Raw genomic sequence first — 25,003 nt, 5'->3', positions numbered from 1 at the left:
AAAAGGGGAAGTCCATGTCCGTCCTGTCCGCCGCCATCCAGCGCATCCAGCCCTCGCCCACCATCGCCGTCAGCAACCGCGCCGCGACCCTGAAGGCCGAAGGGCGCGACGTGATCTCGCTGGGTGCCGGCGAACCCGATTTCGACACGCCGGATTTCGTCAAGGAGGCCGCCATCGAGGCGATCCGCAAGGGCGCCACCAAATATACCATCGTCGACGGCACCGTGGCGCTCAAGGAAGCGATCCGCGCCAAGTTCAAACGCGACAACGGCCTCGACTATGCGCTCAGCCAGATCACCGTCAACGTCGGCGGCAAGCAGACCATCTTCAACGCCATGATGGCGACGCTGGACCCGGGCGACGAGGTCGTCATCCCGGCGCCCTACTGGGTCAGCTACCCCGACATCGTGCAGCTCACCGGCGCCACGCCGGTCATCGTCAAATGCGGCCTCGACCAGGGCTTCAAGCTGCGCCCCGAACAGCTCGACGCCGCCATCACCCCGCGCACCAAATGGCTGATCTTCAACTCGCCCTCCAACCCCACCGGCGCGGCCTACACCGCCGCCGAGCTGAAGGCGCTCGCCGACGTGCTGCTCGGCCACCCGCACGTCTTCATCCTGACGGACGACATGTACGAGCATATCGTCTATGACGGCTTCGAATTCGCCACCATCGCCCAGGTCGAGCCGCGCCTCTACAACCGCACGCTGACCGTCAACGGCGCGTCAAAGGCCTATGCCATGACCGGCTGGCGCATCGGCTACGCCGGCGGCCCCGAGCGCATCATCAAGGCCATCGCCAAGATCCAGTCGCAGAGCACGTCGAACCCCTGCTCGATCGCCCAGGCCGCCGCCACCGCCGCGCTCAACGGCCCGCAGGACTTCCTGGCGGAACGCAACGCCGCCTTCGTCGCCCGCCGCGACCTGGTGGTTTCGATGCTAAACCAGACGCGCGGCCTCACCTGCCCGCGTCCGGAGGGGGCCTTCTACGTCTATCCCGACTGTTCCGGCCTGATCGGCAAAGTGACACCCGGCGGCCAGACCCTGACCGACGACGAAGCCGTCGCCGGCTACCTGCTCGAATCGGTCGGCGTCGCGGTGGTCCACGGCGCCGCCTTCGGCCTGTCGCCCGCCTTCCGCATCAGCTACGCCACCGACACCGCCACCCTCACCGACGCCTGCGAGCGCATCCAGCGGGCCTGCGCCGACCTGCGATAGGCGTCGTCGTCGGCCCGTGCGATTTAGGCATCATCCTTTGTTCAGCCTCTGCGTATAAGCAGGAGCCGAACGGAGACTCCTGATGCCCATCCACCGCAAGCCCGACTGGTTCCTGCCCGAACGCGAGGCGACCGACGAAAGCCTCTACCTCAACCGCCGCCACATTCTCGCCGGCATGGCCGCCACCGGCCTGCTGCCCGCGGCCGCCGCCGCTGGCACCGACGTCGGCAAGCTCACCGCGCTGAAGGCCCGCCGCACGGTGTCGCTCGACGAGACCCCGACGCCGCTCGCCGCGGTTGCCAGCTACAACAACTTCTACGAGTTCGGTCTCGACAAGGGCGACCCCGCGCGCAACGCCGGCACGCTCCGGCCCTCGCCCTGGAGCCTCGCCATCGGTGGCGCCGTGGCCAAGCCGCAGACGCTCGACGTCGACAGGCTCATCACCAGCAGCGCGCTCGAGGAACGCCTCTATCGCCTGCGCTGTGTCGAGGGCTGGTCGATGGTCATCCCCTGGATCGGCATCCCGCTCTCCACCCTGCTGAAAGCCGCCGAGCCGACGGGGAACGGCAGGTTCGTCGCCTTTCGCACGCTCAACGATCCGAAACAGATGCCCGGGCTCCGTTCCCCGGTGCTGAACTGGCCCTATCGGGAGGGGCTTCGCATCGACGAGGCGATGCATCCGCTGGCTTTCCTGGCCGTCGGCCTCTATGGCCGCCGCCTGCCCAACCAGAATGGCGCGCCGCTGCGGCTGGTGGTGCCATGGAAATATGGCTTCAAGTCGATCAAGAGCATCGTCGCCATCGATCTCGTCGAACGCCAGCCGAAGACCAGCTGGAACGAGAGCGCGCCGAACGAATATGGTTTCTTCAGCAATGTGAACCCGGCCGTCGACCATCCGCGCTGGAGCCAGGCGAAGGAGCGCCGCATCGGCGAGTTCCTGCGCCGCGACACCCTGCCCTTCAACGGCTATGCCGCCCAGGTCGCCGGCCTGTACAAGGGGCTGGACCTCAGAAAATGGTTCTGACCGCCACGAAGCTGACACGTCCCGCCCTCCACCTGCTCGCCGCGCTGCCGCTGCTGTGGCTGGCGGTTTCATGGGTGAATTTGCTGTTCATCGATCAAACGTCGCTGGCCCTCAGTGCGGAACCCGTCGCCTTCAGCCAGAATTTCACCGGCCTCTGGGCGTTCCGGCTGCTGCTGCTGTCGCTTGCCGCCACGCCGGCGCGGGTATGGCTCGGCTGGCGGCAGCCGCTTCTTTACCGCCGGATGCTGGGCCTTTGGGCCTTCGCCTATGCGCTGGTGCATTTCCTGCTCTACTGGCTCTTGGACCTGCAACTGGCCTTCGGCGCGCTCGCCGCCGACATCGCCAAACGGCCCTTCATCCTGCTCGGCATGGTCGGCTTCCTCGCGCTGCTGCCGCTCGCCGCCACCAGCACGCGGGCCGCCATCAAACGCCTGGGCGGCCGCCCCTGGCAGGCGCTGCACCGCGCCGTCTATCTCGCCGGTATCGCGGTCGCGGTGCATTTCATCCTGCGGGTCAAGGGCTTCCAGTGGGAACCCTGGATCTACGCCGCCATCCTCGTCCTGCTGCTGCTGTCGCGCGTGAAATTCCTACAGCCGCGACGCCGCGCCCTGTAGGAACATGTTCCACGTGGAACCTGATTGGTTATTTTCTCAGTCGGCTTCCGGATCGGCCCGATAGACTTCGATGGGAAAACCGTCCGCGGTGCGCAACCACAGCGCCCTGACCGGGCCGATCGCCGGCTTGGCGTAGGCCTTCGCTTCCGTGCGCATGCCTGCCGCCGTCGCCCGCGCGGCGATCGCGTCCAGGTCGCGCGTCGCCACGCTCAGCAAGGCGATGCCGCGCGTCGGCGGCCCGAGTTTTGCCACTCCCGGCAGGCCGCCCCCGCCGCGATAGGCCATGACGATGACATAGCCGCTGACCGCGCCCGGCGCATACCATTGCTGGAAGGCGAAGCGCGTGCCCCTGGGCAGCCCCAGCCCGCCGCTCGGCCCGCTGGTCTCAAGCTCCGTCTCCCGTCGCAGCTCGAACCCCAGCACCTCGCCCAGCAGCCGCTTCGCCTGTCCCGCGTCGCTCACCACGATGCTGGCATAGGCGGGGCCGCCGACACCGGCGTCCACATCGATCACCCCCACCGGCTTCATGCTGCCCCGGTCGATGCCCAGTGCCAGCACGCCGTCGGGCGCCCGGTAATGCACCTCGCCCACGCGATAGCTGCATCCTTCCCCGCACGGCAGCGTGATGCTGGTCAGCCCGGCGTTGGAGGCGAACCCGGTTGCCCGCACGCGGGCATCCAGTGCCTCGTTGCCGGCGCTGGGAAAGCCCAGCCCCAGCACGCCGGGCAGCCGCGCCTGCCAGGCCGGCCGTGCGTTCGGCCCGTCGCTGTCCACCGCCACCACATCCACCGCCACGCCATCGACCGGCCGGGTGAAGCGCATCACCAGCGGCCGCCCGCGCAGGCCCATGGCGCGGGCAAAGCCGGCATCCATGCGGAAATCCAGCCGGTTCATGCCCATCGCCGTGCCATAGAAGCGCGCCGCGCTCGCCGGATCGCCGGTCAGATGGGTCACCGCCGCCAAGGGGCTGGTCAGCGCGTCGGCGGCGCTGCTTTTCGGCGCCAGCGGGTCGGGTGGGGTCGCGGCCAGCAGCGGCGCGGCGGTCAGCAACAGGGCAAGCAGGCGGATCATGGCCAGTCCTCGATGCGCCAGCCGGCGGCCTGCGCATGATCGCGCAGCGCCCGGCTGGGGTTGGCTGCGACCGCCTCGTCCGCCAGCGCGAACAGCGGCAGGTCGCTGATATGGTCGCTGTAGGCGCGCACCTCGCACGCGCCAAGGTCGATGCCCTGGTCCGCCAGCCATCGCCGCACCAGCGCGGCCTTGGCCTCGGCATAGCAGTTCGGCCCGTCGAGCGCCGGCAGCAGCATGTCGCCCTCCCAGCGGTTGCGCGTCGCCACCACATCCTCGATGCCCCATGCCGCCGCAAGCCCATCGACATAGAAATGGCAGGAGGCGGTTGCCAACAGGATGCGAAAACCCTCGGCCCGATCCGCCGCGATGCGCGCCAGCGCGCCGGCACGCACATTGCCGGCCTGCACCGCGTCGGCATGGCGCGCCGCCGCGCGGCTCACCCGGTCGCGGGCCACGCGCGACCCCATGACCAGCCGCTGCATCGCCGACTTCAGCATGCCGCGGTCGAACAGCCGCAGGGCATAGCCAAGCAGCGCCAGCAGCAGCAGCGGCAGCAGCAACGCCCGCCAGGGCGCCTCATGCCGCAGCCAGAACAGCAGCCAGGGTGTCCAGGTCGGCCCGCGCGTGATGGTGCGGTCCATGTCATAGATCGCCAGCTTCACGACAGGCGGGCTTCGGCAAGGGCAAGGTCGGCCACGCTGTCCACATCCACCGCGGCCCCGGCATGGTCAAGCACCACCGCGCGCAACGTCAATCCCAGGCGCGCACCAAGCCGCCGCACGGCGCCCTCCAGCGTCAGCAGCCGCAGCGCCGCGCCCAGCGCCAGCGCCGGCCCGAGCTGCCAGAGTAGCGCAAAGCCGCGCTTGCGGTCCTGCTCCACCCCGGCCCACAGCCGGACCGCCGGCAGCGCCGCCCGGCTGCCCAGCCAGAACAGGTTGGCGCCGCTGTAGCCGCCTTCGGCAAAGCGCAGCCAAGTGCGGCGCGTGCCGGGAAAAGCCGCCGTCACGGTCGCCTCCGCCACCACGCCGGCCGCCGCGTCGGCCCCCGCGGCCGACCGGCGGAAATCCATGACCATCGCCGGCGTCAGCAGGGCATGGTCGGCGGTTGTCACCAGCAGCGGCATGGCCACGGCCTCCTCATCGAGCAGCGATGCGATGCTTGCCGCGATGCCGGCGCCACTGGCGCGCGGCACCATGCCCGGCACGCCGGCCAGCAACGGCATCACCTCGTCGGGGCTTTGGGCCAGCAACAGGATGCGCCCGAACCCGGCCTGGTGCAGCGTCAAGGCGACGCGCCGCACCATCGGCACGCCGGCCACCGGAATCATCGCCTTCAGCCGGACGCCCGCCGCCCGCGCCAGCGGGTCGACGCCAGGGCGGGCACCCGCCAGCAGCACGGCCGTTCCGCCGGTCATTCAGTCCAGGCGTCGCGGGTGGTTTTCGCGCCACGCCGGCGGCGGCAGCCGGTCGGGCGCCGGCAGCGACCACAGGCCGAGCCGCTGCGCCTTCGCCCGTGTCGCCGCCCGCGCGATCACCGCATCCGGCAGATAGCGGCTGTAGGCCCAGGCATTGCCGCCCGCCGCCATCGCCGCGTTGACATAGGTCTGGCCGACATAGACGCGCGACACCAGGCGGCCATAGCGGTCGCGGTCGGTCACCTGCACCCGCACCGACCGGCCCTGCACCAGCCGGCGCAGCGCGGATTTCGCCTGCGGTCCCCAGGGCTGGTGCAGTTCTGGCGCGTCGATCCCCGCCATGCGGATCTCGTTCACCCGGCCGACCAGCGGCCGTTGCACCAGCAGGCTGTCGCCATCCTTCACCCGCACCACCACGCCATCGAACGTCTGTGCGACCGCTGTTTGTGGCAACAGCCACGCCAGCATCAGGGAACCAATCGCCGGGAACCATGTTCTGACCGTCATTGCATTGACTTGCACCTGTCGGCGTCGCGGGGCAAGACGGTGGCCACCCCAGGAGCCCGCACGCGCCGCCATGCCCACCCTGCCGCCCATGACCGAGGTCGAGATCGAACGGCGCCAGGACGATGGCGGCACCACGCTGGCGCTGTCCGGGCGGCTGACGGTGTCGCGTGCCGCCACGCTGGACGCTGCCCTCGCCGATATCCGGGACACGACGCCCGGGCCGATCACCATCGACCTGTCCGCCATTTCCCGGATCGATACCACCGGGGCATGGGTGCTGCACAAATTGCTGCGCAGCCGCGACGACATCCGCCTGACCCATGCCAGCGAGCAGGCGCAGCGGCTGCTGGAGGCGGTCGCCGCGGCCGACATGCCATGCCGGGTGCGGCCGGACACAAGGCCGGTGCTGATCCGCGCGCTGGGCGATTTCGGGCAGTATCTGTCGAGTTTCAGCCACACGATCGGGTCGGGCCTGGCCTTCCTCGGCTCGGTGCTGGCGGCGCTGTGGCGCGTGATCCGCCATGGTCGCGGCGTTCGCCTCAACGCCATCACCCATCAGATGGAGGCCGCCGGGGTGAATGCCCTGGGCATCGTCGGCCTGATGAGCTTCCTGGTCGGCATCGTGCTTGCCCAGCAGGGCGCGGTGCAGTTGCGGCAGTTCGGCGCCGATGTGTTCGTGATCAATCTCGTCGGCCGTTCGACCTATCGCGAGCTGGGCGTGCTGCTGATGGCGATCATGGTCGCAGGGCGCAGCGCCAGCGCCTTTGCCGCGCAGATCGGCAGCATGAAGCTGAACGAGGAAATCGATGCCATGCGCACCATCGGCCTCGATCCGCTGGAGGTGCTGGTGTTGCCGCGCATCATCGCCATGGTGATCATGATGCCCCTGCTGGCCTTTTACGCGGCGACGCTTGCGGTCGCCGGCGGCGGCGTTTTCGCCTGGGTCAGCCTGGACATCCCGCCGGTCACCTTCGTCACCCGGCTGCGGGAGGTGGTGCCGATCAGCGACTTCTGGATCGGCCTGGTGAAGGCGCCGGTGTTCGGCGCGATCATCGCCGTGACCGGTTGTTTCCAAGGCATGCAGGTCAGCGGCAATGCCGAAAGCGTCGGCCTGCGCACCACGCTCGCGGTGGTGCAGTCCATCTTCATGGTGATCGTGCTCGATGCCTTTTTCGCCGTGTTCTTCACCGCGCTGGGGTTCGCATGAGCGAGGAGCCGATCATCTCCGTGCGTGGCCTGCGCAACCAGTTCGGCGAGCAGGTGGTGCACGAGGACCTCGACCTGGATGTCCATGCCGGCGAGATCATCGGCGTGGTCGGCGGGTCGGGCACGGGCAAATCAGTGCTGATGCGGGCCATCATCGGCCTGCAACAGCCGGCGGCGGGCGAAATCCGGGTGCTGGGGCGTACCGTGCACGCGCTGGACGCGATGGAAAGCGCCGACCTGACCCGCCAGTGGGGCGTGCTGTTCCAGAATGGCGCGCTGTTCAGCACGCTGACCGTCGCCGAAAACATCCAGGTGCCGCTGCGCGAATATTTCCGGCTGCCGGAAACGCTGATGGACGAGATTGCCAGCTTCAAGGTGGCGATGGTGGGCCTGCCGACGGATGCCGGCCCGAAATATCCCAGCCAGCTGTCGGGCGGCATGGTGAAGCGGGCGGCGCTGGCGCGCGCGCTGGCGCTCGACCCGCGGCTGCTGTTCCTGGACGAGCCGACGGCGGGACTCGATCCGATCAGCGCGGCGGCGTTCGACACGCTGATCCGCACGCTGGCGGATGCCATGGGGCTGACGGTGTTCCTGATCACCCATGATCTCGATACGCTGCATGCCATCTGCGACCGGGTCGCGGTGCTGGCCGACCGCAAGGTGCTGGCGGTGGCGCCGATCGCCGAACTGGTGAAACTCGATCACCCCTGGGTGCAGGATTATTTTTCGGGTCCGCGCGGACGGGCCGCAGGAGCCGGGCATGGAAAATAGACAATCGCATGTGCTGGTGGGCGCCATCGCGGTGGCGCTGCTGGTCGCCCTTTTTGCCTTCACGCTGTGGCTGGGGCGGCTGACCGGCGAGCCGAAGAAGGAATATGACATTTTCTTCAAGCAATCGGTCAGCGGGCTGGCGACCGGCTCGCCGGTGCTGTTCGGCGGCGTGCCGGTGGGCCAGGTGAAGCGGATCGCGCTGATGCCGGAGAGCCCGGAATTCGTCCGGGTGCGCATCAATGTGGATGAGACCGTGCCGATCCTGCAGGGCACGTCGGCGGCCATCGAGGGCGTGGGCTTCACCGGCGTGTCGCAGATCGCGCTGTCGGGCGCGATGCGCGGCGCCGAGCCGATTGTCGACGAGGGCCCCTATGGCGTGCCGGTCATTCCCACCAAGGCCAGCGGTTTCGGCGAGTTGCTGGCAAGCGCGCCGCAACTGCTGGAGCGGGTCAGCGTGCTGACCGAGCGCATCAGCCTGCTGCTGGACGACCGCAACCGCAACAGCCTGGCCAACATCCTGAAAAACATCGATTCGCTGACCGGCAGCATGGCGGATGAGAAAGGCGATTTCCGCGCCAGCCTGGCGCAGCTGCGCACGACGCTGGCCAGCGCCAACCGCGCGGCGGAGGAGATCGCCCAGGTCAGCGCCAGCGCCAACACGCTGCTGACCCAGGACGGCAAGCCGCTGGTCGCCGACCTGCGCAGCACCCTCGCCCGGGCCAATACGAGCATGGAAAAGATCGATTCGCTGCTGGCGGCGGCGGAGCCCGGCGTGAAGGGGTTCAGCGAATCGACGCTGCCCGAAGTGGACCGGCTGGTGCGCGACCTGCGCCAAGTGTCGCAATCGCTGGGCGCCTTTGCCGCCAAGCTGGATGAGGACCCGGCGGGCGCGCTGGTGGGCGGCCGCACCTTGCCCGATTACACGCCACAGGGAGACAAATGATGCGCATCCTTCCGCTGCTTCTGCTGCTGGCCGCCTGTGGCCCGATCGTGCAGGTGGGCGGCAACACGCCGCCGCCCGACGCGCTGTTGACGCTGCGCGCCACCGCGACCGGCAGCGCGCCGGCGGGACCGGTGACGCTGGCCAATGCCCTGCAGGTGGAGGTGCCGATGGTGCCCGGCACCTTGCAGACGACGCGCGTGGCCGTGACCGTCGCCGACACGAGGGTGCAATATCTGCCCAAGGCGAATTGGGCGGAGCAGCCGAACCGGCAGTTCGCGCGGCTGCTGGGCGACACGCTGTCCGCCAATGGCGTCGTGGTGCTGGATGCGCGCGCCGGCGGGCCGCGCGCCGGGCGGGTGCTGGGGGGCGAGCTGGCGGAGTTCGGGCTGGACATGCGGCGCGGCACGCCGACGGTGCGGGTGCGCTATGATGCCGTGCTGGTGGGCGGCGGCCGGACGGCGACCCGCCGGTTCGAGGCGAGCGCCCCGGCGGCCGGCGACAGCGGCAATGCGGTGGCGATCGCGCTGAACCAGGCGGCGAATGCGCTGGCCGCCGATGTCGCCGCCTGGGTGAAGGGCGGTTGACCGCCCGGCGCCATGTGGCTATGGCGCGCGCTCGCCAGTGCGCATGTGGCAGGGTAGCTCAGATGGTTAGAGCGCAGGATTCATAACCCTGAGGTCGCGGGTTCAACTCCCGCCCCCGCCACCAGCACCCTCCGTCGCTTGCGCCCCTGATTTGGCACTGCTAGCCGGACGGCGATATGGGGAGAATTTCCGATGCGTCTGATGCTGTTGGCAGCACTTGCTGCAGCCTTTGCCATGCCGGTTGAGGCGGCACCCGACTGGACGCTGGTGGTGCATGGCGGCGCCGGCGTGATCACGCGGGCGGAGATGACGCCGGCGCGCGACAAGGCGATCCGGGCGGCGCTCAATCGGGCGCTGGATGCGGGCCAGGCGGTGCTGGCGGGCGGCGGCCAGGCGCTGGACGCGGTGGAGGCCGCGGTGCGCGTGCTGGAGGATGACCCGAATTTCAACGCCGGGCGCGGGGCCGCGCTGACCAGCGCGGGGACGGCGGAGTTGGACGCGGCGATCATGGACGGGGCGACGCGCAAGGCCGGCACGGTGACCGGCGTAACCACCACGAAGAACCCCATTCGTGCCGCACGGGCGGTGATGGAGACGACGCCGCATGTCATGCTGGCGGGCGCGCCGGCGGATGCGGTGGCGGCGAAGGCAGGCGCCGATCAGGTGGCGAATGGCTATTTCATCACGGCAGAGCGGCAGAAGATGCTGGACGACATGCGCAAGAGCGCCAGTGTGTTCGACGTGCGGCTGAAATATGGGACGGTGGGCGCGGTGGCGCGGGACAGAGCGGGCAATCTGGCGGCGGCGACGTCCACCGGCGGGCTGACCGGCAAGATGCCGGGCCGGGTGGGCGATGCGCCGATCATCGGCGGCGGCACGGTGGCGGACAACCGCGCCTGCGCGGTCAGCGGGACGGGCAGCGGCGAGATGTTCATCCGGGCGCGCGTTGCCGCGCAGATCTGCGACCGCATCCGGTTCGGCGGGGAAAAGCTGAAGCCGGCGATGGACGCGGCGCTGGCGGAGGTGAAGGCCTATGGCGGCGACGGTGGCGTGATCGCCATCGATGCCGCCGGCGTGAACGGCTGGTCGTTCAACAGCGACGGCATGTACCGGGCGCGGGTGACCAGCGACGGCGCGCGGCAGGTGCGCATCCATGGTGACGAGGAGTAGGTGCGGGTCCTGATCGTCGGCGCGGGCCAGGCGGGGGCGCAGGCGGCGATCTCCCTGCGGCAGGCGGGGTTCGGGGGCGGGATCACCATGGTGGGCGAGGAGCCCGACCTGCCCTATGAGCGGCCGCCGCTGTCGAAGGAATATCTGGCGGGCGAGCGCGAGGCGGCGCGGCTGCTGCTGCGGCCGGCGGGATTCTGGGCGGAGCGCGGGATCGAGGTGGTGACCGGGTGCCGGATCGTGGCGGTGGATGCCGTGGCGCGGACGGCGGACGCGGAGGATGGGCGCGGCTTCGGCTATGACCGGTTGATCTGGGCGGCGGGGGGGCATGCGCGGCGGCTGCCGGTGCCCGGCGGTGAGCTGCCGGGCGTGCATGTCATCCGCAGCCGGGCCGATGTGGACGGGCTGCGGGCCGAGCTGGACGCCGCAACCCGCGTGGTGGTGGTGGGCGGCGGCTATGTCGGGCTGGAGAGCGCGGCGGTGCTGCGCAAGGCCGGCAAGACCGTGACGGTGGTGGAGGCGCAGGCGCGGCTGCTGGCGCGGGTGGCGGGGGCCGCGGTGGGCGATTTCTATGCGGCCGAGCATCGGGCACAGGGGGTGGAGGTGCGGCTGGGGGCCGGGGTGCAGCTGCTGGAGGCGGGCGCGGATGGCCGGGTGGCGTGCGTGCGGCTGGCGAGCGGCGAGGCGCTGCCGGCGGACCTGGTGATCGTTGGCGTCGGGCTGGTGCCGTCGGTGGCGCCGCTGGTGGCGGCGGGGGCGGACAGTGGCGATGGCGTGCGGGTGGACGGACATGGGCGCACGACGTTGCCGGATGTCTATGCCATCGGCGATTGCGCGCATCATCCCAACCGTTTTGCGGCCGGAGGCCATGTGCGGCTGGAGTCGGTCGCCAATGCGGTGGAGATGGCGAAGGTGGTGGCGGGGCATGTGATGGACGGCGACGACGCCCGCCCTTATGAGGCGGTGCCCTGGTTCTGGTCCAACCAGTATGACCTTCGCCTGCAGACGGTGGGCCTGAGCGCCGGGCATGATGCGGTGGTGGTGCGGGGCGATCCGGCGTCCCGGTCGTGGAGCCTCTGTTATTTGCGGGCTGGCGCGGTGGTGGCGCTCGACTGCATCAGCAGCCCGCGTGACTATGTGCAGGGCAAGGCGCTGGTGGAGCGGGGGGCTGTGGTCGATCCCGCGCGGCTGGCCGATCCTGCCGTTCCGTTGAAGATGATGCTGGAAGGATAGGCATGAACCCGGTTACCGCGAAGCTGCTCTCCCGCCTGTCGATCCCGGTGATCGGGTCGCCCCTGTTCATCATTTCCAATCCGGAGCTGGTGATCGCGCAGTGCCGGGCGGGGATCATCGGCAGCTTTCCGAGCCTGAATGCGAGGCCCTTGCCGCAGTTCGAGGAGTGGTTGCAGCGGCTGAACGGCGAGCTGGGGCCGGACGACGCGCCCTATGCCGTGAACCTGATCGTGCACAAGTCGACCGACCGGCTGATGGCCGACCTGGAGCTGTGCGTGAAGTACCAGGCGCCCGTCATCATCACCAGCCTGGGGGCGCGGGAGGATGTGAACGCGGCGATCCACAGCTATGGCGGCGTGGTGCTGCATGATGTGATCAACAACCGGTTTGCGAAGAAGGCGATCGAGAAGGGCGCCGATGGGCTGATCGCGGTGGCGGCGGGCGCAGGCGGGCATGCCGGGACGCTGTCTCCGTTCGCGCTGGTGCAGGAGATCCGCGAGTGGTTCGACGGGCCGCTGGCGCTGTCAGGGTCGATCGCCACGGGCGACGCGGTGCTGGCGGCACGCGCCATGGGGGCGGATTTCGGCTATATCGGCAGTGCTTTCATCGCCACGGACGAGGCGCGGGCCGACCAGCGGTACAAGGAGATGATCGTTCAGAGCAGCGGCGACGACATCGTCTATTCCGACCTGTTCACCGGGGTCAGCGGCAATTACCTGAAACCGAGCATCGTGGCCGCCGGCATGGACCCGAACAATCTGCCCAAGGGCGATTATTCGACGATGAACTTCGGCAGCGGCGGCAATACCGAGGCGAAGGCCTGGAAGGACATCTGGGGCTGTGGCCAGGGGATCGGCGCGGTGAAGGCAGTGGTGCCGGCGGCCGAGTTGATCGCGCGGTTGCAGCGGGAATATGCGGCGGCGGGGATGCGGATTGCGGCGTAGCCTGTAATTATCGTTTGTTTTGAATGGCCTGTTTGCATGTGTCAAGATTGAAATCTTGACTGATTTTCGAATTTTGTTCTTTTTTCCTACAGGGTGGCGGTATTTTGTGGGCGGGTGCGCCGGAGAATGGCCGCATAACCGATATGGTTATCGCGTTTCCGGCGTTTTGGCAAGCCAAATCGTCATGCGGCAGGGCGCGGGGGTCGTCAGAGCGCGTAGGACAGGTTGAGGCCGATGGTGCGGGGCTGGGTGTAGAAGACGCGGTTGCCCATGACGCGGTCGGGCTGGCGCGAGACCACGCTGCGCTTGTTGCCGATATTCTCCACCCACAGGCTGATGTCGGCCTGGCCCCATTTCACGCCGATGCGAGCATCGACGATGGCGTAGGGGCGGAAGGTTTCGACCACGTCGTTGGGGGAGTCGGATCGATCGATGGGGATGGCGCCGACCTGGCGGGCGTTCAGGCTGATGAAGCCGCGGGTATCGCCGCCGAGGTCGGTATCGTAGCGGACGAAGCCCGAATGTTTCCAGCGCGGGCTGCCGCCGAGCACGCCGCCCTTTTCATAGGTGCGGCAGCCGCTGTTGGGATTGACGTAGAGGCAGACTTCGCGCGTCTGGCTCCATTTCGCGTCGTTGTAGGCGGTGCTGAAGCCGGCGCTCAGGTCATCGGTGATGTTGACGCGGACCGTGGCCTCTACCCCGCGGCTGCGCGCGGACGGGCCGTTGGCCGTGCCGTTCACCGGGAAGAAGTTGATTTCCTGGCTGAAATAGGTCTGAACATCCTTCCAGTCGATCTGGTAGATGTTGGCATCGACCGACAGGCGACGCTGAAAGAAGCGGCCCTTGACGCCGATTTCGTAATTGGTGGTGGTGTCGGGGGCGAATGCCTGGACATCGGGGTTGACGGTGAGGCCGCCGACGTTGCGGAAACCGTTGGTGCCGCCGCGCCGGAAGCCCTGCGAGATGGTGCCATAGGCGAGCGCATCCTCGGTCAGCTTGTAGGAGGTATTGAACTTGAAATAGGCCTTGCCCTTGACCGAGCGGGTGACGTCGACATTGTTGTTCACGAGGTCGAAGGAATAATCGCGGATCTGCGAGATGGCGCGATCCTTGTAATTGAAGATGCGGCCGCCGACCGTGGTGGTCCAGCGCGGGGTGATGGCGTAGCTGAGTTCGCCATAGGCGGCGATCTCCTCGTAACGGCTGCCGAGATTTTCGCGGTAGCCTTCATCGACATTGCCGCCGGAGACGGCGCGGTTGATGCCGTTGTAGGCATCGAGGCCGGGCAGGAATTCGGAGAATTTGAGGTTGCGCTTGGTATTGCTGTAGAAGATGCCGGCGATCCACTGGAACGGGCCTTCGCCGGTAGAGGTGAGCCGGGTTTCGTGGTTGACCCCGGAATAGCTGTTGTCGAAGGTGATGAAGGCGGAGCGGCCGCTGTCGAACGCGGCGCCGGCATCGCCCAGGCCGAAATAGAAGAGCCAGCCCTGGCCGGCATAATCGGCCTCTCCGCGCCGCGTGTCGCGGAACACCGAAGTGCTGGAGTGGAGGTCGGCGAAGCCGAGGCCGATGTCGAGATCGACCGAACTCAGGCGGAAATTGCGGCGGGCGAATTCCGGGTAGCGGGAGACGGTGACATCGGTGCCGGCGAGCGTGGGGGTTTCATAAGGGTTGGTGAAGCGGCAGCTGCTGCCGCAGGGGTTGAAGCGCGGATCCTGGATGTAGGCGGCGATGTCCGCCGGACCGCCGGCGTTGGCGATGCCGAGCGGCAGCAGCGAGGTGGCCGAGGTGCCGTGGGCGAGTTGCGATTGCTGCGCGTGGGCGAGGGTGATCTTCACATCGTCGGTGACCTCCCAGGCGAGCGAAACGCGGCCGCTGCTGACGCGGTTGTAGTCGTCATTCTTGTAAAGGTTGCGGTTGGGATCGGGCTTGGTGCTCCAGGCGAAGGCGCCGGTGCGCCAGGAGGGGTTGGAGACACGGTCGGTATAGCCGGCGTCGTCCAGGCGTGAGGCGACGATGCGGATGGCGACATTGTCCGCGAGCGGCACGTTCAGCATGGCATCGGTATCATGGCTGAGGCCGCCGCTGCGGGCGGCGAATAGGCTGGTGCTGAGGCGGGCGGCGACGGCATCGAAGCGCGGCTTGTTGGTGATGTAGCGGATGGTGCCGCCGAGGCTGCCGGCGCCGTAGAGCGTGCCCTGCGGCCCGAGCAGGGTTTCGACGCGGGCGATATCCTTGATGCGGTAGGCGATGTTGGGGAGCGGCGTGTCGTCGAGATAATAGGCGATGGTGGAGCGGGCGAACTGTTCGATGTTGTTGGCGTTGACCGGCGAGACGTTGAGGCCGCGCACGGTGACGGAATCGGCGAAGCGGGCACCGTTGCCGGGCGCGTTGATGCTGGGGCTGAGGGCGATCAGCGACTTGATGTCGGTGATGTTCTCCTCCCGCAGCTGCGCCTCTGAAATGGCGCTGACGTTGAAGGGGATGGAGGCGGCGGTCTGCGCGCGGCCGCTGGCGGTGACCACGATATCGGGTTCCGGCGCGTCCGGCGCGGTCTGTGCCGCGGCCGGGGCGGCGAACAGGACGGCGGCGGTGGAGAAGAACAGCGAACGCTTGACGCGCGGCGCGGTGGTGCGACGGATCATGGATACCCCCTGTCTTTATGGTTCCGGCTGATGCTTCCCAGACCGGTTTTGCGTGATGCTATCGCTGCTTGCGGTCGATGGCAAATCGGCGGGGCGTGAACGGCGCACGATGCGGCGGCGAACGATGACGGCCGACGATGCTTCGTGGGGGGGGGGGGGGGAGGAGGCACCCACCCCCGCCGCGCTGGCCCCCTCCGCTCGCTGCGCGAGTCGCTCCCCCGTGCCGGGGGAGAGACGCGAGTCGCCTCCCCGGCTCTCCGCTTCGCGGCGCGGGAGGGGTGTGGTAGCGTGCGGCCATGGGTTCCCGGATCGCGCCGCCGCGTTTTGTCATGTTCGTGCTGTTGTTCCTGGGCGGGGTGGCGTTGCTGTGGCCGCTGGGGGTGGCGCGGGCGGTGATGCTGGGGTTCGATGCGGCGGCGCTGGCCTTCCTGCTGAGCTGCCTGCCCTTCCTGCGGCGCCATTCGGCCGACGAGTTGCGGAAGCATGCGGCGGCGAATGACGCCAACCGGCCGATGCTGCTGGCGGTGACGGCGGCGACGATGGCGGCCATCCTGACCGCGGTGGGCGTGGAGATCGGCGGCAGCGATCCCTGGGCCAAGCCGCTGATCGTGGCGACGCTGGCGCTGGCCTGGCTGTTTTCCAACAGCATCTATGCGCTGCACTATGCCCATCTCTACTATCGTCGCGGCAGCGAGGGCGGGTTGGGGTTCAGCGGGGACGGCGATCCGGATTATGGCGATTTCGTCTATTTCGCCTTCACGCTGGGGATGACGTTCCAGACATCGGACACCGAGGTGACGACGCCGGCGATGCGGCGGGCGGTGACGCTGCACTGCCTGGCGGCGTTTGTGTTCAATATCGGGGTGGTGGCGTTCACGGTGAATGTGCTGGGGGCGGGTCGGTAAATCGCCCCCAAGTTCGCCGGGCGGTGGGCACCCACCCCCGCTCGCTGGCCCCCTCCGCTCGCTGCGCGAGTCGCTCCCCCGTGCCGGGGGAGAGACGCGAGTCGCCTCCCCCGGCTCTTCGTTTCGCGGCGCGGGAGGGGTGTGGGGGTTCCTCGCGTTCCCACTCTCTCCCGCGAGCGGAAGAGGGTGTTAGCGGAGCAGGGGGGCGGGGTTGAGGGGGCGGCGGCCGGTGCGGATCTGGAAGTGGAGCTGGGGCTCGTCGACGGTGCCGGTGCTGCCGGCGCGGGCGATCAGGTCGCCGCGGCGGACGGTGGCGCCGCGGACGACAAGCGCGGATTCGAGGTGGCCGTAGGCGGTGGTCCAGCCGCCGGGGTGGCGGATGAGCAGGAGGTTGCCGTAGCCGGCGATGGCGTTGCCGCTGTAGATGACGGTGCCGTCGGCGGCGGCGCGGACGGGGGAGCCGGCGGTGACGCGGATGTTCATGCCGTCGTTGACGCGGCCGTTGGGTTTGGGCCCAAAGCCGGAGAGGATGACGCGGGCGTCGGTGGGCCAGGTGAAGGTGGGGGCGGGGGTGCCCCCTCCCGCAGACAGGCTGGGGGAGGATCGGCCCCCTCCGTCAGCCCGTTGGGCTGACACCTCCCCCGCAAGCGGGGGAGGGGCTGGGGTGGTGGCGGAGCCGCGGGAGGGAGGGGTGACGCGGCGGGCTTCGGTGGTGGCGCTGACGAGGTCGTCGATGTCGAGGGTGAAGTTGCGGGCGGCTTCCTCGGGAGAGAGTTTCGGCAAGGGGATGAAGATGGCCTGGCCGATTTCGATCGGTTCCTCGGCATCGAGGTTGTTGGCGGCGACGATGCGGGGCCAGGGGACATTGTAGGCCCGCGCGATGCCGAGGCCGGTTTCGCCGCGCTTGACGATGTGGCGGCGGCCGCCGGGGACGACGGCGCCATCGGCGATGACACGGCGGGGTTGCCAGGCGGGGCGGGGCGCCGGGGCGGGGGCGGGTGGCGGTTTGACGACGATGCGGGAGGGCGGGCGGGGCGGTGGCGCCGTGGTGGCGCAGGCGGTGAGCAGCGCCGCCAGCGCCAGCGCCGCCACGCCGCGCATCGTGCTCAGCCCGCGGCCTGGGCCGGGGTGTTGACGCCCATCGACAGCAGATATTTGCGGACGTTGCGGGCGGCCTGGCGCAGGCGCTGTTCATTTTCGACCATGGCGATGCGGACGAAGCCCTCCCCTTCCTCGCCATAGCCGACGCCCGGCGCGACGGCGACGCCGGCGTGGGTGAGCAATTGTTTCGAAAATTCGAGGCTGCCGAGATGCGCCAGCGCGGGCGGCAGCGGCGCCCAGCAGAACATGCTGGCGCGGGGGACGGGGATGTCCCAGCCGGCGCGGCCGAACGCCTCCACCAGCACGTCGCGGCGCTTGTGGTAGAGCGCGCGGTTGGTTTCGACGATGTCCTGCGGGCCGTTCAATGCCGCGCAGGCGGCAGCCTGGATGGGGGTGAAGGCGCCATAATCGAGGTAGGATTTGACGCGGGTGAGAGCGGCGATCAGCTGTTTGTTGCCGACCGCGAAGCCGACGCGCCAGCCGGCCATCGAATAGGTTTTCGACATGCTGGTGAACTCGACCGCGACATCCTTGGCGCCCGGCACCTCCAGGATGGAGCGGGTGGGCTGGCCATCGAAATAGAGTTCGGAATAGGCGAGGTCGGAGAGCACCCAGACCTTGTTGGCCTTCGCCCAGGCGACCAGGCGTTCGTAGAAGGCGAGGTCGACGGTTTCGGCGGTGGGGTTGGAGGGGTAGTTGACGATCAGCAGCGACGGGCGGGGCACGGTGAAGACCATGGCACGGTCGAGCGCGCGCCAGTAATTCTCGTCGGGCGTGGTCGGGACGCTGCGGATGGTGGCGCCGGCGATGATGAAGCCGAAGGTGTGGATCGGGTAGCTGGGGTTGGGCGCGAGCACGACGTCGCCGGGCGCGGTGATGGCGGTGGCAAGGCTGGCGAGGCCCTCTTTCGAGCCCATGGTCATGACGACTTCGGTTTCGGGGCAGAGGGTGACGCCGAAGCGGCGGGCGTAATAGCCGGCCTGGGCGCGGCGGATGCCGGGGATGCCCTTTGATGCGCTGTAGCCGTGGGCGTCGGGCTTGGCGGCGACCTCGGCGAGCTTGGCGATGACGTGGGGGGGTGGCGGCAGGTCGGGATTGCCCATGCCGAGGTCGATGATGTCCTCTCCGCCGGCGCGGGCCGCGGCCCGCATCGCGTTCACTTCGGCGATGACATAGGGCGGCAGGCGGCGGATGCGGTAGAAGTCTTCGGACATGCGACCTTCGATTCGGAAAGGGCGGGCGTGATTGCCCGCCCTTCCCTATAGGCGAAAGTCCCTGTGCAGTGCCAGTCTAGCGGCGCGGACGCTCGCTGCGGTTCATGCAGCGGTCGCGGACGGTGCGCGAGCAGAGCGGATAGGTCATCGCGGTCTGCGTGCCGCCCATCGACGCGGTGGTGGTGGGCTGGCCGCCAGTGGGGGGGCGCAGCGTGTCCGAAGGCACCGGCATGTCGTTCGACGCGCCCGGCGCCGGGGGGGTGGCGGGGGGTGCCATCGGGTCGGCGGGCGCCGGCATGGTGGAGGGCGCGGTGGGCGGCGGGGTGCCGGGCGCCGGATCCGTGGGCATCGCGGGTGGCGGCGTGGTGGTGACCGGGGGCGTGCTGTCCGCGGGCGGCATTTGCGCCAAGGCGGCGCCGGCGAGAAGGGTGGCACCGGCCACGGTCAAGAGGAATCGGGACATGAGGGTCTCCTTTCAATTCGATGGGGGTGCAACGTCCGTGCGCGGCGGATGGTTCCGCATCGGCGATGAGCGGGTGCTTGTGAGGGACGGGCCGATCATGGCAAAGCGGGAATGACGGGAGATGGCGATGGGCGAGATGGTGACGGATCCGGCGGCGACCCTGGCGCGGGTGGCGGAAGTGAGCGGCCGGGTGCAGACGATGATGCTGGATTTCTGGCAGAAGTCCGCGGCGAAGTTGCCCGCGACGCTGCTGGAAGGGGGGGGCGATTCCAACCCGTTCGCGGCGATGGCGGAGACCTGGGAAGCCTGGGCGCGGGCGAGCCACATGCTGGAACCGGGCGAATTCGTGCGGATGCAGACCGATTTCTGGCAGGATTCGCTGAAGCTGTGGTCCGGGCTGTTGACCGGCGACCTGAGCGCGATCCCCGCGGCGGCGGCGGGCGAGGACCGGCGTTTCAGGGCGAGTGCCTGGAGCGAGCAGCCGGTGTTCGACATGCTGAAGCGCAGTTACCTGCTGGCGAGCGCGCACATCCTGGAGGGGGTGGGGCGGTTGCAGGGGCTTTCGGACGCGGAGATGGCGCGGGCGAAGTTCCAGGCGAAGCAGTTCGTCGATGCGATGAGCCCGACCAATTTCGCCCTGACCAACCCCGAGGTACTGGCGGCGGCGCAATCGAGCGACGGCGAGAGCCTGGTGCGCGGCCTGGAAAACATGCTGCGGGATTTGCAGCGCGGGCAGTTGACGCTGACCGATGAGAGCGCGTTCGAGGTGGGGGTGAATGTGGCGGCGACGCCGGGCAAGGTGGTGTTCGAGAACCGGCTGTTCCAGCTGATCCAGTACAGCCCGACGACGGAGAGCGTGCACGCCGAGCCGCTGCTGATCTTTCCGCCGTGGATCAACAAATTCTACATCCTGGACCTGACGGCGGAGAAGAGCTTCATCCGCTGGGCGGTGGCCGAGGGGCTGACGGTGTTCGTGGTGAGCTGGCGCAACGCCGACGAGAGTTTGGCGGACGTGGTGCTGGACAATTATGTGCTGGAGGGACAGGTGGCGGCGATCGACGCCGCACTCGCCGCCACCGGCGCGAAGGCCGTGCACGCCATCGGTTACTGCGTGGCGGGGACGACGCTGGCGGTGACGCTGGCGTATCTGGCGGCGAAGGGCGAAGCGGCGAAGGTGGCGACCGCGACCTATTTCACGGCGCAGGTGGATTTTGCCGAAGCGGGCGACCTGTTGAACTTCATCGACGAGACGCAGCTGGCGACGATCGGCAAGCTGTCCGAGGGCAAGGGGTATCTGGACGGGCGCTATCTGGCGGCGACGTTCAACATGCTGCGGCCGACCGACCTCATCTGGAACTATGTGGTGAACAATTATCTGCTGGGGAAGGAATATGCGCCGTTCGACCTGCTTTTCTGGAACAGCGACGCCACGAACGTTCCGGCGAAATGGCATGGCGACTATATCCGGCAATGTTACCGCGACAATCTGCTGGTCAGCCCCGGCGCGGTGCGGGTGGCGGGGGTGGCCATCGAGCTGAAGAAGGTGACGACGCCGGCCTATGTGCAGGCGGGCAAGGAGGATCATATCGCGCCGCTGAAATCGGTGTGGAAGCTGACGAAGGCGTTCAGTGGCCCGGTGCGGTTCGTGCTGGCGGGGAGCGGGCACATCGCCGGCGTGGTGAACCCGCCGTCGAGCGGCAAATACCAGCATTGGACGCTGCCCGAGGGGCAAGCGATGCCGGAGCGGGTGGAGGATTTCCAGGCGGCGGCCAGGGAGACCAAGGGGAGCTGGTGGCCGGATTGGTCGCGCTGGATCGCGGCGCATTCGAGCGGGCAGGTGGCGGCGCGGGTGCCGGGGGCGGCGCCGGGGTTCGCGGCGATCGAGGAGGCGCCGGGGCGTTATGTGAAGGCGCGGGTGGGGTGACCTTGCACGGCTTGACTGGCCCCCTCCGTCATCGGCCGTTGGCCGCTGACACCTCCCCCACGGGTGGGGGAGGGGCTTTGACGGGCTGCGGCGTGGGGAGCGGGTGATGGCGACGCTGGAGGATTTGCGGGCGGTGGCGATGGGGTTGCCGGAGGCGGTGGAGATGCCGCATTGGGAGGTGACGAGTTTTCGCGTGGGCGGCAAGATTTTCGCGCAGGAGACGCTGCCCCCAAAGGGGGCGCAAATTAGTGACCGGCCGAAGGGCGAGGTGGCGGTGCCGGGGGCGACCTATGCGATTGTGAATGTGCCGGAGCATCGGCGGGAGCTGCTGGCGGAGGTTCGGCCGGAGATGTTCTCGGTGGCGGTGTGGGGCAGCTGGCGCGGGTTGCGGCTGCGGCTGGACCTGATCGAGGTGGAAGAATTGGCGGAGCTGGTGCGCGATGCCTGGGTGCGGTTGGCGCCGAAGCGCCTACATGGGATGCTGGACAAAGGAGAGATGTGATGCTGACGTCGAAAGCGGTGATGGTGGCGGTGGCGGCGGTGCTGGGGTGGTGCAGCCAGTTGTGCGTGAGCGGGGTGTGTTTGCCGATGTAGGATCTCAGGCCTGGCGGGGGCATGCCCTGGTGCAGTGACTGCATTTGTTCATGATGTCGGGAAGCTTGAGCGTGGCGGCGCGTGAATAGTCTTCATGTTCATGGGCCGCTTCGTATTTCTGGTTGAAGCGGTACATGTTGCCGAGGCCGATACCCTCGCGCGAAAGCAGCCGTGATTCCATGGCCGCGAAATCGCGCGTTCGGAAAATGTGGAAGTAGAGGTTTCGACGTTTGATGTCGGACGCCAGATGCCGTTCGGCGATATGGATGTTGTGGCATTTCGAGGGTGAGTTGTACGTGGAAATGCGGTCCCAGAGGCAGCTCGCCTTCCCGGCATATTTCGCATAAAAATAGCCAGCGCGGACATGGCCGATTTCATAGCAGCCGGACTGACCCTGCAGATCGGCGCGAAAATCGCGGAAATCCTCCAGTTTCATTGCGTCCGACCATGCCATGACTGCCCCCCGTCGCCCCAGCGCACAATGACATGTGCGAGGCGAAGAAGGCAAGATGGGGGGTTGAGGGCGTCAGGCTTTCGGCGCGACGCGCTCTGCCTTGGCGGTGAGTTCGTTTTCTTTCGGCAGGAAGCTGTGGGGGCCGACGCCGAGCCAGATGAGGAGGGGGGCGGCGACGTAGATCGACGAATAGGTGCCGATCAGGATGCCGAGGAACATGGCGATCGAGAAGCCGAAGATCACGTCGCCGCCCAGCACCACCAGCGTGCCGAGCGCGATCAGCATGCTGAGCGAGGTGACGATGGTGCGGGACAGTGTCTCGTTCACCGACAGGTCGAGCAGGGGTTCGATTTCCATCTTGCGGTATTTGCGCAGGTTTTCCCGGATGCGGTCATAGACGACGATGGTGTCATTGAGCGAATAGCCGATGATCGTCAGCACCGCGGCGACGATGTTGAGGTTGAATTCGAGCTGGGTGAGCGCGAAGAAGCCGAGCGTGATGGTGACGTCGTGGAACAGGCTGAACAGCGCGCCGACGCCGAACTGCCATTCGAAGCGGAACCAGATGTAGATGGCGACCGCCAGCATGGCGAGCGCCATCGCCCAGGCGCCGTCGCGCAGCAGCTCGCCCGAGACCTTGCCGCTGACGGTTTCGACGCGGCGGGTTTCGGCGTCCGGGTGGTTGACCTTCAGCGCCGCCTGCACCTTGGCGACGACGCGCTGCACAGCCTCCTCGTCTCCGGGGGGCAGCGGCAGCCGGATGCTGATGGTGTTGGCGTTGCCGAAGGTTTGCAGGGACACCTCGCCGACGTCGAGCCGGTTGACGGTGGTGCGCAGCTCGTCGAGCGCGACGGGTTTCTCGAAGCGCACCTCCATCATCAGGCCGCCGGCGAAATCGACGCCGAAGTTGAGGCCGCGCACCGCCAGCAGCACGATGGAGGCGACGACCAGCGCCATGGTGAAGGCGAGCGCCACCCAGCGCCAGCGCAGGAACTTGATGTTGGTGTTGTCGGGAACGAGTTTCAGGAGGCGCATGGCGGGACCCTATAGAACCAGCGCCGCGGGGCGTTGCGCCCGCAGATACCAGGCGATGATGAGGCGGGTGCAGGTGACCGCGGTGAACACCGAGGTGATGATGCCGATGGTGAGCACGACCGCGAAGCCCTTGATCGGCCCGCTGCCGAACCAGAACATCACGGCCGCCGCGATGACGTTGGTGACGTTGGCGTCGAAGATGGTGCGGCTCGCCTCGCGGTAGCCGGTTTCGATGGCGAAGATGACGTTGCGACCCTTGCGCAATTCTTCCCGGATGCGTTCGTTGATGAGCACGTTGGCGTCGACCGCGGCGCCGATCGTCAGCACCAGGCCGGCGATGCCGGGGAGCGTCAGCGTGGCGCCGACGAGGCTCATGGTGCCGAGGATGAGCAGGACGTTGAAGATGAGGGCGATCACCGAATAGACGCCGAAGCGGCCGTAGGTGATGATCATGAACAGGGCGACCAGCACGGTGGCGAGGATGCTGGCGGTGGCGCCGGCACGGATTGAATCGGCACCCAGATCCGGCCCGACGCTACGCTGCTCGATCACCTTCAGCTCGACGGGCAGTTTGCCTGCGCGCAGAAGGATGGCGAGCTCGTTGGCGGTTTCGGTGGTATATTGCCCGCTGATCTCGCCGCTGCCGCCCAGGATCGGCTCGTTGATGCGCGGCGCGGAGATCACCTTGTTGTCGAGGATGATGGCGAAGGGGCGGCCGGTGTTTTCCTGCGTCACCTTGGCGAAGCGCTTGCCGCCGGCATTGTCGAAGCGGAAGGTGACGACGGGGAGGCCATCGCGATAATTCACGCCGGCGTCGATCAGCTGGTCGCCGGTGAGGAGCACGCGGCGCTTCACGACGATGACGCCGCCCTCGACGTTGGGCAGCACCTGGCTGCCCGGGGGGGCGCGGCCGGCGGCGGCCTGCGCCGGGTCGGCCTCCAGATCGACGAGCTTGAACTCGAGCTTGGCGGTCTTGCCGAGCAGCGCCTTCAGCGCCGTCGGGTCTTTCAGGCCGGGGACCTGGACGACGATGCGGTTGTCGCCCTGGCGGATGATGGTGGGTTCGCGGGTGCCGAGCTCGTCGATGCGGCGGCGGATGACTTCGACCGCCTGGCCCATGGCGCGGTCGGCCTCGGTGGCGAGGCCCTGTTTGGTGGGGGTGATGACGAGGCGGGCGCCGTCGCGCACCTCCACATCGAGGTCGCGGATGCCCGACAATTGCCCGACGGGCTGGGAGAGGCCGCGCATGGTTTCGACGGCGCGGTCGAGATCGGTGGGGTTGCGGACGAGGAAGCTGAGCGCGCCGTCACGGATGCTCATGTCGCCATATTGAATCGCGCCGCCATCGGCCTGGCGCAGTTCGGCGCGGGCGATTTCCTCCAGCCGTTCGACCTTGCCCTTGGCGATGTCGGCGGTGTCCGCCTCCAGCAACAGGTGGCTGCCGCCGCGCAGGTCGAGGCCGAGGTTGAGCTGTTTCTTCGGCAGAAAGTCCGGCCAGGCGGCGACGGTTTTTTCGGGGAAGAAATTGGGGGTGGCGAAGACCAGGCCGGCGATCAGCACGGCGATGATGCCCCAGATTTTCCAGCGCGGGAAATCGAGCATGACCGGGCTCAGGCCTTCGCGTCGTTGGCGGCGGCGGGCGTGCCCTTTGGCGTGACGCTGGTGAGCGTGGATTTGACCGCGCGGACCTTCACGGTGGGGGCGAGTTCGATCTCGACCTCGGTATCGGTCACCTTGCTGACCTTGCCGATGAGGCCGCCGCCGGTGACGACCTCGTCACCGCGGGCGACGGCGGCCACCATGTCCCGGTGGGTTTTCAGCCGCTTCTGCTGCGGCCGGATGATGAGGAACCAGAAGATCACGAAGAGCAGGATCAACAGCACGATCTGGATGAGGAAGGCGGACGTGCCGCCTGCGGCGCCGGTGGCGGCCTGGGCATAGGCCGGGGTTGCGAACATCGGGAAACCTCGATT

General features: G+C 68.1%; 25 protein-coding genes and 1 tRNA gene. 14 read left to right on the top strand and 12 right to left on the bottom strand.

Features of this window, described 5'->3' with window-relative positions:
• Positions 1–14 precede the first annotated feature (14 nt).
• The 3 genes from H3309_RS01115 (at position 15) to H3309_RS01105 (ending at position 2,855) form a co-directional block, all read left to right on the top strand.
• Complete coding sequence (locus H3309_RS01115; RefSeq protein ID WP_182296729.1) at positions 15–1,217, top strand: pyridoxal phosphate-dependent aminotransferase; 1,203 nt, start codon at positions 15–17, stop codon at positions 1,215–1,217.
• Positions 1,218–1,299: 82 nt separating this feature from the next.
• Positions 1,300–2,241, top strand: a complete 942-nt coding sequence (gene msrP / locus H3309_RS01110; protein ID WP_182296727.1) for a protein-methionine-sulfoxide reductase catalytic subunit MsrP — start codon at positions 1,300–1,302, stop codon at positions 2,239–2,241.
• A complete protein-coding gene (locus H3309_RS01105; protein ID WP_182296725.1) occupies positions 2,232–2,855 on the top strand; it encodes a protein-methionine-sulfoxide reductase heme-binding subunit MsrQ in 624 nt (207 codons plus the stop codon). The genes msrP and H3309_RS01105 overlap by 10 nt, the downstream gene beginning before the upstream one ends.
• 36 nt (positions 2,856–2,891) lie before the next feature.
• On the opposite strand, the gene H3309_RS01100 is transcribed toward H3309_RS01105, so the two are convergent.
• Genes H3309_RS01100 through H3309_RS01085 form a run of 4 tightly spaced genes read right to left on the bottom strand, consistent with a single transcriptional unit; the run spans position 2,892 to position 5,847 of the window.
• Entirely contained in the window at positions 2,892–3,926 is a 1,035-nt protein-coding gene (locus tag H3309_RS01100) for a VOC family protein (protein ID WP_182296723.1), read from the bottom strand.
• A complete protein-coding gene (locus H3309_RS01095) occupies positions 3,923–4,588 on the bottom strand; it encodes an HAD family hydrolase (RefSeq protein WP_243453797.1) in 666 nt (221 codons plus the stop codon). The genes H3309_RS01100 and H3309_RS01095 overlap by 4 nt, the downstream gene beginning before the upstream one ends.
• Complete coding sequence (locus H3309_RS01090) at positions 4,585–5,340, bottom strand: NTP transferase domain-containing protein (RefSeq protein ID WP_182296721.1); 756 nt, start codon at positions 5,338–5,340, stop codon at positions 4,585–4,587. The genes H3309_RS01095 and H3309_RS01090 overlap by 4 nt, the downstream gene beginning before the upstream one ends.
• Positions 5,341–5,847 (bottom strand): thermonuclease family protein, encoded by a 507-nt coding sequence (locus H3309_RS01085; protein WP_182296719.1) that lies wholly within the window; start codon positions 5,845–5,847, stop codon positions 5,341–5,343.
• A gap of 88 nt (positions 5,848–5,935) precedes the next feature.
• On the opposite strand from H3309_RS01085, the gene H3309_RS01080 reads away from it, so the two are divergent.
• The 8 genes from H3309_RS01080 to H3309_RS01045 all read left to right on the top strand — a co-directional run bounded on the left by H3309_RS01080 (position 5,936) and on the right by H3309_RS01045 (position 12,695).
• A complete protein-coding gene (locus tag H3309_RS01080) occupies positions 5,936–7,054 on the top strand; it encodes an MlaE family lipid ABC transporter permease subunit (RefSeq protein ID WP_182296717.1) in 1,119 nt (372 codons plus the stop codon).
• On the top strand, positions 7,051–7,824 hold the full coding sequence (locus H3309_RS01075; protein WP_182296715.1) for an ABC transporter ATP-binding protein: 774 nt from the start codon (positions 7,051–7,053) through the stop codon (positions 7,822–7,824). The genes H3309_RS01080 and H3309_RS01075 overlap by 4 nt, the downstream gene beginning before the upstream one ends.
• Entirely contained in the window at positions 7,814–8,767 is a 954-nt protein-coding gene (locus H3309_RS01070; RefSeq protein WP_182296705.1) for an MlaD family protein, read from the top strand. The genes H3309_RS01075 and H3309_RS01070 overlap by 11 nt, the downstream gene beginning before the upstream one ends.
• Positions 8,764–9,351 carry an ABC-type transport auxiliary lipoprotein family protein gene (locus H3309_RS01065; RefSeq protein WP_182296703.1) on the top strand — a complete coding sequence of 196 codons (588 nt, stop codon included), beginning with the start codon at positions 8,764–8,766 and terminating at the stop codon, positions 9,349–9,351. The genes H3309_RS01070 and H3309_RS01065 overlap by 4 nt, the downstream gene beginning before the upstream one ends.
• A 47-nt stretch (positions 9,352–9,398) precedes the next feature.
• A tRNA-Met gene (locus H3309_RS01060) sits at positions 9,399–9,475 on the top strand.
• Positions 9,476–9,552: 77 nt separating this feature from the next.
• Complete coding sequence (locus H3309_RS01055) at positions 9,553–10,521, top strand: isoaspartyl peptidase/L-asparaginase family protein (protein ID WP_243453951.1); 969 nt, start codon at positions 9,553–9,555, stop codon at positions 10,519–10,521.
• Complete coding sequence (locus tag H3309_RS01050) at positions 10,522–11,751, top strand: NAD(P)/FAD-dependent oxidoreductase (RefSeq protein WP_243453796.1); 1,230 nt, start codon at positions 10,522–10,524, stop codon at positions 11,749–11,751.
• A 2-nt stretch (positions 11,752–11,753) separates the two neighbouring features.
• Positions 11,754–12,695 carry an NAD(P)H-dependent flavin oxidoreductase gene (locus tag H3309_RS01045; RefSeq protein ID WP_182296699.1) on the top strand — a complete coding sequence of 314 codons (942 nt, stop codon included), beginning with the start codon at positions 11,754–11,756 and terminating at the stop codon, positions 12,693–12,695.
• A 206-nt stretch (positions 12,696–12,901) separates the two neighbouring features.
• On the opposite strand, the gene H3309_RS01040 is transcribed toward H3309_RS01045, so the two are convergent.
• Positions 12,902–15,340, bottom strand: coding sequence for a TonB-dependent receptor (locus H3309_RS01040; protein ID WP_182296697.1), 2,439 nt, complete (start codon positions 15,338–15,340; stop codon positions 12,902–12,904).
• 296 nt (positions 15,341–15,636) lie between these two features.
• Between H3309_RS01040 and H3309_RS01035 the strand changes: the two genes are divergently transcribed.
• Complete coding sequence (locus H3309_RS01035; protein WP_182296695.1) at positions 15,637–16,245, top strand: DUF1345 domain-containing protein; 609 nt, start codon at positions 15,637–15,639, stop codon at positions 16,243–16,245.
• A 189-nt stretch (positions 16,246–16,434) separates the two neighbouring features.
• Here the strand turns inward: H3309_RS01035 and H3309_RS01030 are convergent, their stop codons facing one another.
• The 3 genes from H3309_RS01030 to H3309_RS01020 all read right to left on the bottom strand — a co-directional run bounded on the left by H3309_RS01030 (position 16,435) and on the right by H3309_RS01020 (position 19,023).
• The gene (locus tag H3309_RS01030) at positions 16,435–17,346 is read right to left on the bottom strand and encodes a M23 family metallopeptidase (RefSeq protein WP_182296694.1); all 912 of its coding nucleotides are present in this window, start codon (positions 17,344–17,346) and stop codon (positions 16,435–16,437) included.
• A gap of 5 nt (positions 17,347–17,351) precedes the next feature.
• Positions 17,352–18,560 (bottom strand): LL-diaminopimelate aminotransferase, encoded by a 1,209-nt coding sequence (locus H3309_RS01025; protein WP_182296692.1) that lies wholly within the window; start codon positions 18,558–18,560, stop codon positions 17,352–17,354.
• 76 nt (positions 18,561–18,636) lie between these two features.
• A complete protein-coding gene (locus H3309_RS01020) occupies positions 18,637–19,023 on the bottom strand; it encodes a Fe-S oxidoreductase (protein WP_182296690.1) in 387 nt (128 codons plus the stop codon).
• A 127-nt stretch (positions 19,024–19,150) separates the two neighbouring features.
• Between H3309_RS01020 and H3309_RS01015 the strand changes: the two genes are divergently transcribed.
• Together H3309_RS01015 and H3309_RS01010 are read left to right on the top strand one after the other, a co-directional pair.
• Positions 19,151–20,947, top strand: coding sequence for a PHA/PHB synthase family protein (locus tag H3309_RS01015; RefSeq protein WP_243453795.1), 1,797 nt, complete (start codon positions 19,151–19,153; stop codon positions 20,945–20,947).
• Positions 20,948–21,053: 106 nt separating this feature from the next.
• A complete protein-coding gene (locus H3309_RS01010) occupies positions 21,054–21,449 on the top strand; it encodes an MmcQ/YjbR family DNA-binding protein (RefSeq protein WP_182296688.1) in 396 nt (131 codons plus the stop codon).
• 96 nt (positions 21,450–21,545) lie between these two features.
• Here the strand turns inward: H3309_RS01010 and H3309_RS01005 are convergent, their stop codons facing one another.
• From H3309_RS01005 to yajC, 4 genes are all read right to left on the bottom strand, one after another.
• A complete protein-coding gene (locus tag H3309_RS01005) occupies positions 21,546–21,995 on the bottom strand; it encodes a hypothetical protein (protein WP_182296686.1) in 450 nt (149 codons plus the stop codon).
• A 72-nt stretch (positions 21,996–22,067) separates the two neighbouring features.
• The gene (gene secF / locus H3309_RS01000) at positions 22,068–23,030 is read right to left on the bottom strand and encodes a protein translocase subunit SecF (protein ID WP_182296669.1); all 963 of its coding nucleotides are present in this window, start codon (positions 23,028–23,030) and stop codon (positions 22,068–22,070) included.
• Positions 23,031–23,039: 9 nt separating this feature from the next.
• Complete coding sequence (gene secD / locus H3309_RS00995) at positions 23,040–24,632, bottom strand: protein translocase subunit SecD (RefSeq protein WP_182296667.1); 1,593 nt, start codon at positions 24,630–24,632, stop codon at positions 23,040–23,042.
• 8 nt (positions 24,633–24,640) lie between these two features.
• Positions 24,641–24,988 carry a preprotein translocase subunit YajC gene (yajC, locus tag H3309_RS00990; protein ID WP_182296665.1) on the bottom strand — a complete coding sequence of 116 codons (348 nt, stop codon included), beginning with the start codon at positions 24,986–24,988 and terminating at the stop codon, positions 24,641–24,643.
• Between the last annotated feature and the right edge of the window lie 15 nt (positions 24,989–25,003).

Source organism: Sandaracinobacteroides saxicola (assembly GCF_014117445.1).
Lineage (GTDB): Bacteria > Pseudomonadota > Alphaproteobacteria > Sphingomonadales > Sphingomonadaceae > Sandaracinobacteroides_A > Sandaracinobacteroides_A saxicola.
This window is presented reverse-complemented; position numbering and strand designations above follow the sequence as displayed.